The organism is Comamonas sp. w2-DMI (assembly GCF_040187735.1).
GTDB classification, from domain to species: domain Bacteria; phylum Pseudomonadota; class Gammaproteobacteria; order Burkholderiales; family Burkholderiaceae_C; genus Comamonas; species Comamonas terrae.
In genome coordinates, this window is the sequence record NZ_JBANEL010000002.1 from 1 (window position 1) to 12,779 (window position 12,779).

Annotated in this window: 10 protein-coding genes; 8 read left to right on the top strand and 2 right to left on the bottom strand. The window is 66.4% G+C overall.

All coding sequences use genetic code 11. The features are described from left to right. The 8 genes from V8Z74_RS02745 to V8Z74_RS02780 all read left to right on the top strand — a co-directional run. Window positions 1-603: ABC transporter substrate-binding protein (locus V8Z74_RS02745; protein ID WP_349707818.1), on the top strand; the 603-nt coding region annotated here is incomplete at its 5' end. 95 nt (window positions 604-698) lie between these two features. Next, window positions 699-1,652 carry a branched-chain amino acid ABC transporter permease gene (locus tag V8Z74_RS02750; RefSeq protein WP_066470243.1) on the top strand — a complete coding sequence of 318 codons (954 nt, stop codon included), beginning with the start codon at window positions 699-701 and terminating at the stop codon, window positions 1,650-1,652. A 3-nt stretch (window positions 1,653-1,655) separates the two neighbouring features. Then, the gene (locus tag V8Z74_RS02755) at window positions 1,656-3,011 is read left to right on the top strand and encodes a branched-chain amino acid ABC transporter permease (RefSeq protein WP_502879425.1); all 1,356 of its coding nucleotides are present in this window, start codon (window positions 1,656-1,658) and stop codon (window positions 3,009-3,011) included. A 3-nt stretch (window positions 3,012-3,014) separates the two neighbouring features. Further along, on the top strand, window positions 3,015-3,857 hold the full coding sequence (locus V8Z74_RS02760) for an ABC transporter ATP-binding protein (RefSeq protein ID WP_349707820.1): 843 nt from the start codon (window positions 3,015-3,017) through the stop codon (window positions 3,855-3,857). A 2-nt stretch (window positions 3,858-3,859) separates the two neighbouring features. Continuing rightward, window positions 3,860-4,555 carry an ABC transporter ATP-binding protein gene (locus tag V8Z74_RS02765; RefSeq protein WP_066470236.1) on the top strand — a complete coding sequence of 232 codons (696 nt, stop codon included), beginning with the start codon at window positions 3,860-3,862 and terminating at the stop codon, window positions 4,553-4,555. Window positions 4,556-4,767: 212 nt separating this feature from the next. Next, window positions 4,768-6,867: a 3-hydroxyacyl-CoA dehydrogenase NAD-binding domain-containing protein gene (locus V8Z74_RS02770; RefSeq protein ID WP_349707822.1), complete on the top strand. Its 2,100-nt coding sequence runs from the start codon at window positions 4,768-4,770 to the stop codon at window positions 6,865-6,867. A 78-nt stretch (window positions 6,868-6,945) separates the two neighbouring features. Further along, complete coding sequence (locus tag V8Z74_RS02775) at window positions 6,946-8,121, top strand: acetyl-CoA C-acyltransferase (RefSeq protein WP_066470229.1); 1,176 nt, start codon at window positions 6,946-6,948, stop codon at window positions 8,119-8,121. A gap of 341 nt (window positions 8,122-8,462) precedes the next feature. Next, a complete protein-coding gene (locus V8Z74_RS02780; protein WP_349707824.1) occupies window positions 8,463-10,298 on the top strand; it encodes an acyl-CoA dehydrogenase in 1,836 nt (611 codons plus the stop codon). A gap of 10 nt (window positions 10,299-10,308) precedes the next feature. Here V8Z74_RS02780 and phnE read toward each other — a convergent pair whose 3' ends face one another. Both phnE and V8Z74_RS02790 read right to left on the bottom strand, forming a co-directional pair. After that, window positions 10,309-11,889 (bottom strand): phosphonate ABC transporter, permease protein PhnE, encoded by a 1,581-nt coding sequence (phnE, locus tag V8Z74_RS02785; protein ID WP_349707825.1) that lies wholly within the window; start codon window positions 11,887-11,889, stop codon window positions 10,309-10,311. Continuing rightward, a complete protein-coding gene (locus tag V8Z74_RS02790) occupies window positions 11,880-12,695 on the bottom strand; it encodes a phosphonate ABC transporter ATP-binding protein (protein ID WP_349707827.1) in 816 nt (271 codons plus the stop codon). The genes phnE and V8Z74_RS02790 overlap by 10 nt, the downstream gene beginning before the upstream one ends. Between the last annotated feature and the right edge of the window lie 84 nt (window positions 12,696-12,779).

The window sequence follows — 12,779 nt, forward strand, 5'->3', positions numbered from 1 at the left end:
GCCCAGGTGCGCGACTTCGCGCCCTATGTGGCCAAGATCAAGCAGTCGGGTGCCGACACGGTGATCACGGGCAACTGGGGCTCCGATCTGGCGCTGCTGCTCAAGGCCGCCAACGATGCGGGCCTGAACGACGTCAAGTTCTACACCTATTACGCGTTCGGCGCGGGCGCGCCCACGGCCATGGGCGCCCAGTCCGACGGCAAGGTCTATGTGGTGGGCTACGGTCACTACAACATGGGCCCGCCCATCCAGCCGCTGATGGCCGAGTTCAAGAAGAAGTTCAACGACGACCTGACGCAAAGCTCAATCTACCACGTGTTCGCGCTGCTCGATGCGGCCTTCGTGAAGGCCGGAACCACCGATCCGCTCAAGGTGGCCGCCACGCTGGAAGGCATGAAGATCAAGAGCTTCAACGGCGAGGTCGAGATGCGCAAGACCGACCACCAGCTGCAGCAGGGCCTGTACATCACCAAGTGGGAAAAGGCCGGCGGCAAGTATCCCTATGACGCCGAAAACACCGGCTACACCTTCGTGCCCGTGAAGTACTACGAGCCCTATGTGGCCAGCACGCCGACCAGCTGCCAGATGAAGCGCCCGTCCTGAGCGCCTTCGCGCCGCGGCGCCGCACCGGGCCTGCTGCCGGCGGCGCCGCGCTCTTTCCTAATTGTCCGCAACGCATTTGAGAGCAAGGCACTTCGATGACGCTGGAATTCTTCACCATATCGCTGCTCAACGGCGTGAGTTACGGCCTGCTGCTGTTCATGCTCAGCTCGGGGCTGACGCTGATCTTCAGCATGATGGGCGTGCTCAACTTCGCCCACACCAGCTTCTACATGCTGGGCGCGTATTTCGCCTACACCCTGAGCGGCATCGTCGGCTTCTGGCCGGCGCTGTTCATCTCTCCGGTCCTGGTCGGCGTGCTGGGCGCGCTGTTCGAGCGCTACAGCCTGCGGCGCGTGCACAAGTTCGGCCATGTGCCCGAACTGCTGGTGACTTTCGGCCTGTCCTACCTGATCCTGGAGGTGGTGCAACTGGTCTGGGGTCGCGGCACCGTGCCCTACGGCCTGCCGCCCGCGCTGCAGGGGCCGCTGTTCACGCTGTACGGTACGCAGTTTCCCAGGTCGCGCTCGTTCGTGATGCTGGTGGCCCTGTTGATGCTGGTCGCCGTGTGGCTGCTGCTGACGCGCACGCGCATCGGCTTGGTGATCCAGGCGGCGCTCAAGAACCCCGAAATGGTGGAGGCCCTGGGCCACAACGTGCCGCGCGTCTTCATGCTGGTGTTTGGCGGCGGTTGCGCGCTGGCCGGCCTGGCCGGAGTGATCGGCGGCAATACCTATGTGACCGAGCCGGCCATGGCCGCCTCGGTGGGCTCCATCATCTTCGTGGTGGTGGTGGTCGGCGGCATGGGATCGCTGGCCGGCGCCTTCGTGGCCTCGCTGCTGATCGGCATCGTGCAGACCTTTGCCGTGGCCATCGACTGGTCGCTGGCCAGCGCGCTGACTTCCATGGGCCATGCCGTCAACGAGTCCACCTTCGGCTGGCCCGTGCTCAGGCTCACGGTCTCGCAGGTGGCGCCCATCCTGCCTTACCTGTTCCTGGTGCTGATCCTGATATTCCGCCCCAAGGGCCTGCTGGGCACACGGGGGGATTGAGCCATGTCTTCCATTCCCAAAAACCGAACGCAAACGATGAGCGCATCCATGCCATCCCCCCAAGACACGGCCGAGCAGCGCTACTACCGCTTCAAGCCGCTGAACATCGGCCGCATCGTGATCTGGAGCCTGTTCGCGCTGGCGCTCATCGTCGCGCCGCTGGTGTTCACCAGCTCCCTGGCCCTGACCATGCTCAGCCAGATCGGCTATCTGATCATCATCTGCCTGTCCTACAACATCCTGCTGGGGCAGGGCGGCATGCTGAGCTTCGGCCATGCGGTCTACACGGGCCTGGGTTCATTCATCGCCATCCACGCGATGAACAAGGCCGGCGCCGGAGAGTGGCCCATTCCGCTGGTGCTGATACCCGTCATCGGCGGCTTGGCCGGCCTGTTCTTCGCGGCGCTGTTCGGCTATGTGACCACGAAGAAATCGGGCACGACCTTCGCGATGATCACGCTGGGCCTGGGCGAGCTGGTGGCATCGATGGCGCTGATGTTCCCCGAATTCTTCGGCGGCGAGGGCGGCATCACCACGGACCGGGTCTACGGCAAGTTCTTCGGTCTGGACTTCGGCTCGGGCCTGCAGGTGTACTACCTGATCGCCGTGTACTGCTTTGTCTGCACGGCAGCCATGTTCGCCTTCACGGGCACGCCGCTGGGCCGCATGCTCAATGCCGTGCGCGACAACCCCGAGCGTGTGGAGTTCGTGGGCTACAACACCCAGCGCGTGCGCTATTTCGCCTTCATCATCGCGGGTTTCTTCGCGGGCATAGGCGGTGGCCTGGCGGCGATCAACTTCGAGATCATCACGGCCATGGACAGTGTCAGCGTGGTGCGCTCGGGCGGCTATCTGCTGTTCACCTTCCTGGGCGGCGCCACTTTCTTCTTCGGGCCCATCATCGGCGCCGTGCTGCTGGTGCTGGCTTCGGTGCTGCTGTCGGAACTGACCAAGGCCTGGCTGCTGTACCTGGGGCTGGTCTTCCTGCTGATGGTGATGTATGCGCCCGGCGGCGTGGCCGGGCTGGTCATGATGAACCTGCGGGTGGCCAAGTTCGGCCGCTTCAAGCGCCTGCTCGCACCCTATCTGGGCCTGCTCGTGAGCGCCGTGTTCGTGGTCTGCGGCGGGGCGGCGCTGATCGAGATGATCTACCACATGCAGCTCAACGCGGCGCTCGGTCCCAGCGTGTCCTTCATGGGCACGCAGCTCGATACCAGCGCGGCCGCCACCTGGGCCGTGGCGCTGGTGGTGTTCGTGGTGGGCATGGGCCTGCTGGAAGTCTTCAGGCGCTTCACCCAGCGCCGCTGGAGCCAGATCCAGGAAGACATCGAGGAAATCATGAAGAAGGGAGGGGCCTGAGCCATGTCCAGCGTCGCAATCCACAATCCGGCAGACCATGCCGCACGGTCCGCGCATGCGGCCTTGTCCGCCAAGCCCCCGTATGCGCTGGAGCTGCGGGACTTGCGCAAGAAGTTCGGCAAGACCGAGATCATCCGCGGTGCCCAGCTGGCCGTCGAGCCCGGCGAGCGCGTGGCCATCATCGGGCCCAACGGCGCAGGCAAGAGCACGCTGTTCAATCTGATCAGCGGCCGCTTCGAACCCAGCGGCGGCCAGGTGCTGCTGCACGGCCAGCGCATCGACGGCAAGAAGCCGTTCGAGATCAACCGCATGGGCCTGTCGCGCAGCTTCCAGATCACCAACATCTTTCCCAAGCTCAGCGTGTTCGAGAACCTGCGCTGCGGCGTGCTCTGGAGCCTGGGCTACCGCTACAGCTTCTGGCGCTTCCTGTCGAACCTTCACGACGCCAATGCGCGTGCCGAGGAATTGATGGAAATGATCGGCCTGCACAGAAAGCGTGACACGCTGGCCGTGAACCTGACCTATGCCGAGCAGCGTGCGCTGGAAATCGGCATCACCATCGGCGGCGGCGCCAGCGTCATATTGCTGGACGAACCCACGGCCGGCATGAGCAACAGCGAGACTGCCCATTTCATCCAGCTCATCAAGAAAGTCACCGAAGGCAAGACGCTGCTGACCGTGGAGCATGACATGGGCGTGGTCTTCGGCCTGGCCGACAAGATTGCCGTGGTGGTCTATGGCGAGGTCATCGCCTTCGACACGCCCGAGGCCGTGCGCGCGAATGCGCGCGTGCAGGAGGCCTACCTGGGCTCCTCGGTGGCAGACCAGCAGGCAGGAGTCCATTGAATATGCTGAAGATCAACAATCTGCATGCCTACTACGGCAAGAGCCATGTGCTGCATGGCGTGGACTTCGAGGTGCATCCGGGCGAAATCGTCGCGCTGCTGGGGCGCAACGGCTCGGGCCGCTCCACCACGGCCAAGGCCATCATGGGCCTGGTGCACTGGGAGGGCTCGCTGGACTGGAAGGGCCAGAGCCTGACCGGCAAGAAGGCCTACGAGGTCGCGCACCTGGGCGTGGGCTATGTGCCCGAGAGCCGCGACGTGTTCCCCAACCTCACGGTGCACCAGAACCTGCTGCTGGGCCAGAAGGGCAAGGGCAAGAGCAGCCGCTGGGGCTTTGACGACATGTATGCCATGTTCCCTCGCCTGAAGGAGCGCCAGCACACCGAGGCGGGCGTGATGTCGGGCGGCGAGCAGCAGATGCTCACGCTGTGCCGCACGCTCATGGGCGATCCCGACCTCATCATCATCGACGAGCCTACCGAAGGCCTGGCGCCCAAGATCGTGGAACTGGTGGGCGAATACCTCAAGAAGATCAAGGACCGCGGTGTGTCGGTGCTGCTGATCGAACAGAAGCTCACCATTGCCATGAACATCTCGGACCGCGCCCTGGTCATGGGCCACGGCCACATCGTCTTCGACGGCACGCCGGCCAGCTTGCGCGCCAACGAGAAGGTCCGCAAGGAATGGCTGGAGGTCTAGCCTGCGCCGGCAGCCTGTGAAACCGGCGCAGCACAGGCCGGCGACGCCGAGCAAGAGCCGCCTCGCTGCGCTGGCGCCCCCTTGGGGGCAGCGCGAAGTGGCTCGGGGAGTGATCTGTCCCGGTCGGGACAAACCGCAGTGGCGCATTGCAGCAAAGTTTCTACAATCAAAAACGCACGATCGTTCTTTTCTATCGCATAGGGGACAACAGCATGACTGCTGAATACCAAGTGGACGGTGCCGTAGCCGTCATTACATTGAACAACCCGCCGGTCAACGGCCTGGGCCTGTCCACGCGTCGCGGCATCGTCGACGGCCTGAACAAGGCCCTGGCCGATGCCGCCGTCAAGGCCGTGGTCATCACCGGCGCCGGCAAGGCATTCTCGGGCGGCGCCGACATCACCGAGTTCGGCAAGGAGGAGGCCTACCGCGAGCCGCACCTGATCTCCGTCATCCAGCAACTGGACCTGTCGGGCAAGCCCACGGTGGCCGCCATCCACACTGTCTGCATGGGCGGCGGCCTGGAGCTGGCGCTGGGCTGCAACTACCGCGTGGCCGCGCCCGGCACCGCCGTGGCCCTGCCCGAGGTCAAGCTGGGCCTGCTGCCCGGTGCGGGCGGCACGCAGCGCCTGCCGCGCGTGCTGGGCGTGGAAGCTGCGCTGAACATGATCGTCAGCGGAGAAGCTGTCAAGAGCGAGATGCTGGCCGCCATTCCCGGCCAGACCCTGTTCGACAAGATGGCTTCCTCGGCCGAGACCCTGCTGGCCGAAGCCAAGGCCTTCGCGCTGGAAGTGGCCGACAGGCGCCCGCTGCCGCGCGTGCGCGACCTGCCTTGCAAGCACCCCCAGGGCGAGGCCTACTTCCAGTTCGCCCGCACCATGGTGCAGGGCATGTCCAAGAATTTCCCCGCGCCCGTGCGCTGCGTGGATGCCGTGCAGAACGCCACCACCAAGAAATTCGACGACGGCATGGCGCTGGAGCGCGAAACCTTCATGCAGCTGATGATGACGCCCGAGTCGCGTTCGCTGCGCCACCTGTTCATGGCCGAGCGCGCGGCTTCGAAGATCGCCGATGTGCCTTCGGACACGCCCGTGCGCGAAATCCGCACCGTGGGCGTGATCGGCGCCGGCACCATGGGCGGCGGCATCTCCATGAACTTCCTGAACGCCGGCATTCCGGTCACCATCCTGGAGACCAAGCAGGAAGCGCTGGACCGCGGCGTGGCCACCATCCGCAAGAACTACGAGGCCCAGGTCAAGAAGGGCAAGCTCAAGCAGGAAAAATACGAAGAGCGCATGGCGCTGCTCAGCACCACGCTGAGCTACGGCGATCTCAAGAACGCCGACCTCATCATCGAGGCCGTGTTCGAGGAGCTGGGCGTCAAGGAGCAGGTGTTCAAGCAGCTTGATGAGGTGGCCAAGCCCGGCGCCATCCTGGCCTCCAACACTTCCACGCTGGATGTGGACAAGATCGCCGCCTTCACCCAGCGTCCGCAGGACGTGGTGGGCATGCATTTCTTCAGCCCCGCCAACGTCATGAAGCTGCTGGAAGTGGTGCGCGGCAAGGAAACCGCCAAGGACGTCCTGGCCACGGTGATGAAGATCGCCAAGAAGATCAAGAAGACGGCCGTGGTCTCGGGCGTGTGCGACGGCTTCATCGGCAACCGCATGATCGAGCAGTACTCGCGCCAGGCCGGCTTCCTGCTGGACGAGGGCGCCACACCCCAGCAGGTGGACAAGGCCATCGAGAAGTTCGGCTTTGCTATGGGGCCGTTCCGCATGGGCGACCTGGCAGGCAACGACATCGGCTGGGCCATCCGCAAGCGCCGCGCGGTCGAAAAGCCCGACATGAAATACAGCGGAACGGCCGACCGGCTGTGCGAGCTGGGACGCTTCGGCCAGAAGACCGGCGCCGGCTGGTACGACTACCAGGCCGGCAAGCGCGATGCGATTCCCTCCAAGCTGGTGGAGGAGATGATCGAGCAGTACCGCAAGGACAAGGGCATCACGCCGCGCAAGATCTCCGACGAGGAAATCGTGCAGCGCCTGGTTTTCGCCCTGGTCAACGAAGGCGCGCACATCCTGGAAGACGGCATTGCCGGCAAGTCGGGCGACATCGACATGGTCTACCTCACCGGCTATGGCTTCCCCGTATGGCGCGGCGGTCCCATGCACTACGCGGGCGAAGTGGGCCTGTTCAACGTGGTGCAGGCCATGAACCGCTTTGCCCGCAACCCCCACGACGATGCCAAGTTCTGGCAGCCCGCACCGCTGCTGGCCAAGCTCGCAGCCGAGGGCAAGCAGTTCAGCTAAGCCGCAGCGGAGCCGGACCGAGCGCCTCAGCGGGCGCCGGTTCCGGCCTGTGCACCATCAAGAATCCAAGGACACACCATGACATCCGCAGTGATTGTTTCTACCGCGCGCACTCCGCTGACCAAGAGCTGGAAGGGCGCTTTCAACATGACTTACGGCCCCACGCTGGGAGCGCATGCCGTCCGCAACGCCGTCGAGCGCGCCGGCATCGAGGGCGCCGAGGTCGAGGACGTGATCATGGGCATGTCGCTGCCCGAAGGCACGACCGGCGGCAACGTGGCGCGGCTGATTGCCGTACGCGCCGGCCTGCCCGTGACCACCTCCGGCCTGACCATCAACCGCTTCTGCTCCTCGGGCCTGCAGGCGATCGCGCTGGCCGCCCAGCGCATCATCGCCGGCGAGAACGACGTGCTGGTGGCCGGCGGCCTGGAGAGCATCTCCTGCGTGCAGCCCTTCGTGAATCCGCACATGGCCTTCGACCCCGAGCTGACGGCCATGAAGCCCGAAATCTACTGGAGCATGCTGCAGACCGCCGAGCAGGTGGCCAAGCGCTACAACATCAGCCGCGACGCCATGGACGAGTACGGCGCAGCCAGCCAGCAAAAGGCCTGTGCGGCCCAGGCTGCCGGCCTGTTCGATGCCGAGATCGCCCCCATGAAGACCGTGATGGGCGTGGCCGACAAGGTGCGCGGCCTGATCACCAAGGAAGTGCTGGCGAGCAAGGACGAGGGCACGCGCGAGGGCACGACCAAGGAAGGCATCAGCGGCCTGCGCAGCGCGCTGCCCGGCGGCCTGGTGACGGCCGGCAATGCCAGCCAGTTCTCGGACGGCGCTGGCGCCTGCGCCGTGGTCAGCGAGGACTACGCCTCGCGCAAGGGCCTCAAGCCCCTGGGCCGCTTCCTGGGCTTTGCCGTGGCCGGCTGCGAACCCGATGAAATGGGCATCGGCCCCGTCTATGCCATTCCCAAGGTGCTCAAGAAGCTGGGCCTGAAGATCGAGGACATCGACCTGTGGGAACTGAACGAAGCCTTTGCCGTGCAGGTGATCTACTGCCGCGACAAGCTGGGCATTCCCAACGACCGCCTGAACGTGAATGGCGGCGCCATTGCTCTGGGCCACCCCTATGGCGTGTCGGGCCAGCGCCTGACGGGCCATGCCCTGATCGAAGGCAAGCGCCGCGGCGCCAAGCGCGTGTGCGTGACCATGTGCATCGGCGGAGGCATGGGGGCGGCCGGCATTTTTGAAGTGCTGTAACGCGCCGGATATCTGCCATGCCCCGCGCGGCTTCCACAGGGCTGCGCGGGGTTTTGCTTTCCTGTCGATGGCGGTCCCGGCGCCGCGCCTCCCATGGCCTGCCGCAGCGAGCGTCCCTCGAGGCCAGGTAACGAATGGCGGACGGCAGCGGCACCAAGCCATGGACATACACCGCTCGGGAGGCTCTGCGCAATCTCGGCATGGGCGAGCCAAGGCACCTGTGCCGCCGAAGCCGAACTTGCGCCAGCCCGGGGGCGGACGCTGCATGCACAGGGGGCGGCTGCACGGCGCGTCGCGCAGCGGACATGGGGCCGTGAGGTTGCCCTCCCATAATTTGCCGCATGACCACCTTACGCTCCACCCTCGAATTCCTGCTCTACGACTGGCTGCAAGCCGAATCGCTCACGGCACGCGAGCGCTTTGGCGACCATTCGCGCGAGACCTTTGATGCCGTGCTCGACACCTGCGAGCGCATTGCGCGCGAGAAGTACGCGCCGTTCAACCGCACGGTGGACACGCAGGAGCCCCAATTCGACGGCGAGAAGGTGATATTGCCCCGGTGCACCTACGAGGCGCGCCAGGCCTATGCCGAGTCCGGCATGCTCAGCGCCGCGCAGGACTATGAGATGGGCGGCATGCAGCTGCCCTATACCCTGGAAGCCGCGGCCAACAGCTTCTTCGCGGCGGCTTCGATCAGCATAGGCTCCAACATGCTGACCTCGGGCAATGCCAACGCCATCATGGCCCATGGCACGGCCATGCAGCAGCAGGTCTTTGCCGCCAATGAATTCAACGGCCGCTGGGCAGGCACCATGTGCCTGTCCGAGCCCCAGGCAGGCTCCTCGCTGTCCGACATCGCCACGCGCGCCGAGCCCGACGGCGCCGATTTCGAAAGCGACGCGCTGGGCCCGCGCTACCGCCTCAAGGGCAACAAGATGTGGATCAGCGCGGGCGACCATGAGCTGACCGAGAACATCGTCCACCTGGTGCTGGCCAAGATTCCCGGGCCCGACGGCAGGCCCGTGCCGGGCGTCAAGGGCATCTCGCTGTTCATCGTGCCCAAGAAGCTCGTGGACACCGAAGGCCGGCTCACGGGCGAGCGCAACGACGTGGCGCTGGCCGGCCTCAACCACAAGCTGGGCTGGCGCGGCACGACGAATACGCTGCTCAATTTCGGCGAGGGCAAGTACCCGGTCCGGGGCGCTTCCGGCGCCATCGGCTATCTGGTGGGCAAGCCCGGCGAAGGCCTCAAGTGCATGTTCCACATGATGAACGAGGCGCGCATCTCCATCGGCATGGCCGCCACCATGCTGGGCCTGGCCGGGTATTACGCCAGCCTGGACTATGCGCAAAATCGCCCCCAGGGGCGGCCGATCGGCGCCGGCGGCAAGGACGCGACCAAGCCCCAGTCGCGCATCATCGAACATGCCGACGTCAAACGCATGCTGCTGGCGCAAAAGGCCTATGGCGAAGGCGCGCTGGCGCTGAACCTGTTCTGCGCCCGGCTGGTGGACGAACAGCACACCGGTACGCCAGAGGCCGTGGACGAGGCCCGCCTGCTGCTGGAAGTGCTCACGCCCGTTGCCAAGAGCTGGCCCAGCGAGTTCTGCCTGGAGGCCAATTCCCTGGCCATCCAGATCCATGGCGGCTATGGCTACACGCGCGACTTCCCGGTGGAGCAGTACTGGCGCGACAACCGCCTCAACATGATCCACGAGGGCACGCACGGCATTCAGGCCATGGACCTGCTGGGCCGCAAGGTGCTGATGGAGGGCGGGCGCGGCCTGCAGCTGCTGGCCGGGCGCATCAACGGCACCATCGAGAAGGCCATGCGCCACGAGATGCTGGCCGCCTATGCCAACCAGCTGGCGGCGGCGCTGGCCGAGGTCGGCGCCGCGACCAAGGCCGCCTGGGCCACCGGCGACGCCCAGGAGGCGCTGGCAAATGCCGTGCCTTACATGCAGGCCTTCGGCCATGTGGTGCTGGCCTGGACCTGGCTGGACGTGGTGCTGGCCGTGCTGGAACGTGATGCTTCTGTATCCATAGCTGCAAACGCCGGCAGGGTGGGCGCCATGCGCTATTTCTTCCATTACGAACTGCCCCGCATCGGCGCCTGGCTGAACGTGGTCAGGCAGCGCGACATGACTTGCGCGCAGCTGCCGGAATCCGCTTTCTGACGTCCGCTGCTCACGCGCGCATGGCGCGCCGCAGCCAGGCGCTGCCGTAGTCCACGGCCATGGACAACAGCAGCATGGCCAGGATGACTGTGCCGGCCTGGGCATAGTGGAACAGCGACAGCTCGAAATACAGCAGCTGCCCCAGGCCGCCAGCACCCACAAAGCCCAGGATGGCGGCCATGCGGATGTTCATTTCCCAGCGGTACAGCGTATAGGCCAGCAGCTGCGGGGCCGCGCCGGGCAGGGTTCCGTAGCAAAAGGCCTGCAGGCCGCCGCTGCCCGCGCGCCTGAGGGCCCGTGCGGGCGCAGGCGGCGTGTTCTGCAGTGCTTCGGCATACAGCCGCCCCAGCACGCCGGCCGTGTGCAGGGCCAGGGCCAGGGCGCCGGCAAACGGCCCTAAGCCCACGGCCAGCGCCGTGATCGTGGCCCAGACCAGCTCGGGCACGGAGCGCAGCACATTGAGCAGCAGGTTCCACGGCGCGCGCCAGCGCGGCAGGGCCAGCAGCAGGCCCGCGGCCGCGGCCAGCAGGGTGCCGACGATGGAAATGGCCAGGGTCTCCCACACGCCCTTGAGCACTTTGGCCAGCCACTCGTGGCCGAGGTCGGGCGGGAAGAAGCCCTGCACGAATTCGCCCATGGTGTGCACCGCATCCTCTGTAAAAAGGGCTGGCAGGTCCATGTCCAGCAGGCGCAGGCTGCCCCACAGGCCGGCCGCCAATGCCAGGATCAGCAGGCCGCTGCGCCAGCCAAAGGGCAGGGCGCGGGCCTGGGGGGCAGCGTCCAGCGCGCGGCGCAGGCCGGTGGAGAGCAGGTCGGCGGCCGCTACCAGCACCATGAAGCACAGCAGGATGCTGGCGGCCTCGCCGCCGTTGAGCATCTTCATGGCCTGGTCCATGAGCTGGCCCAGTCCGCCCGCACCCACAAAGCCCATGACCACGGAGGCGCGGATCGCGCATTCCCAGCGGTACACGGTGTACGAAGTCAGCTCCCGGGCCGCCTGCGGCAGCAGGCCGTAGAGCAGGGCCTGCACGCGCCCCGCGCCGCAGGCAGCGAGGGCGCGCGCCGGGGTGGGGTCGGTGGACTCCAGGATTTCCGCATACACCTTGGCCAGCATGCCGCCATAGGTCAGCCCCAGGGCCAGCACGCCGGCGGTCGGCCCCAGGCCGAAGACGCGTACGAAGACCAGGGCCCAGACCAGCTCGGGGATGCCGCGCAGTATGGTGAGCAGCCCGCGCGAGACGGGGTTGAGCGTGATGCGCTCGCGCGCCGCGCCGCTGGCCAGATAGGACAGCGGCACGGCGACGACAAAGGCCAGCACCATGCCGGACGTGGCAATGGCCAGGGTTTCCAGCGTGGCCCGGCCCAGGTAGCCCAGGAACTCGCTGCCGGTCTCGGGCGGGAGGAAGTTGGCCAGGAAATTGCCGATGACCCGCAGATTGTCGGGTTCCAGGAACGGCGCCAAGCGGAAGCCGGAACCCTGCAGCAGCGGCCACAGCAGCACCAGTGCCAGCAGCAGCCAGCCCACGCGACCGCGCGCGGCCGGATCGCGCAAGGCCGGGGCGCGAACGCCCGGATCGGCGTTCAACGGCATGCCATCACCATGGCGGCGGGCGGTTCGGCTGCCGGGGTACGGCCCGGCGGCAGCGTCCGGTCCTGCGTGCCCGCATACAGGGCACGCAGCTGCGCTTCGCTCACCTGGGCGGCCGGCAGGTCGAAGAGGATGCGCCCGGCGCGTATGCCCACGATGCGTGCAAAGCACGACAGCGCCAGGTCCACCGCGTGCAGGCTGGCCACCAGCGTGGCCTGCCGCGCGGCGGCTTCCTGCACCAGCAATTGCACCGTGGACAGGGACAGGGCCGGATCCAGCGCCGAGACGGGCTCGTCGGCCAGGATCAGCTCGGCCTGCTGGTAGAGCACGCGGGCAATGCCCACACGCTGCAATTGCCCGCCCGAGAGCTGGTCGCAGCGCGCGAACAGCTTGTCCTGCAGCTGCACGCGGGCCAGGGCCTCGCGGGCGCCGGGAATGTCCTGCGGATAGGCCAGCGAGGCCAGGGCCTTCCACAGCGGCCAGCGCCCCAGCCGCCCGGCCAGCACGGCCGTGACCACGCGCTGGCGCAGCGGAACCGGCGTGGCCTGGTACACGGTGCCTATGCGCGAGCGCAGCGCCTTCAGGGCGCTGGCGGAGATGGAGGCCGTGACGGGCTGCCCCAGCACGGTCATGCGGCCTGCGGTGGGCAGGTGGCCTGTGCCCAGGGTGTTCAGCAGCGAGGTCTTGCCGGCGCCCGAGGGGCCGATCAGCGCAATGCTTTCCCCCTGTGCGGCGGACAGCGTGATGCCCGAGAGGGAGGCAAAGCCGTTGCTGTGGGTCAGGCCCACCTCGTCCAGCGCGAAACTCATGGCCTTGGTGCTTTGGAAAACAGGGCTGCCAGCGCCGACTGCATCAGCGAAAGCGGCCCAAATGCATAAAAAAAGGAGCAGGGC

Bases quoted from the DNA above. Each gene is read 5' to 3' on its own strand.
- V8Z74_RS02775 (WP_066470229.1), top strand. From the start codon at position 6,946: ATGACATCCGCAGTGATTGTTTCTACCGCGCGCACTCCGCTGACCAAG.
- V8Z74_RS02765 (WP_066470236.1), top strand. From the start codon at position 3,860: ATGCTGAAGATCAACAATCTGCATGCCTACTACGGCAAGAGCCATGTG.
- V8Z74_RS02770 (WP_349707822.1), top strand. From the start codon at position 4,768: ATGACTGCTGAATACCAAGTGGACGGTGCCGTAGCCGTCATTACATTG.
- V8Z74_RS02790 (WP_349707827.1), bottom strand. From the start codon at position 12,695: ATGAGTTTCGCGCTGGACGAGGTGGGCCTGACCCACAGCAACGGCTTT.
- phnE (WP_349707825.1), bottom strand. From the start codon at position 11,889: ATGCCGTTGAACGCCGATCCGGGCGTTCGCGCCCCGGCCTTGCGCGAT.
- V8Z74_RS02760 (WP_349707820.1), top strand. From the start codon at position 3,015: ATGTCCAGCGTCGCAATCCACAATCCGGCAGACCATGCCGCACGGTCC.
- V8Z74_RS02755 (WP_502879425.1), top strand. From the start codon at position 1,656: ATGTCTTCCATTCCCAAAAACCGAACGCAAACGATGAGCGCATCCATG.
- V8Z74_RS02780 (WP_349707824.1), top strand. From the start codon at position 8,463: ATGACCACCTTACGCTCCACCCTCGAATTCCTGCTCTACGACTGGCTG.
- V8Z74_RS02750 (WP_066470243.1), top strand. From the start codon at position 699: ATGACGCTGGAATTCTTCACCATATCGCTGCTCAACGGCGTGAGTTAC.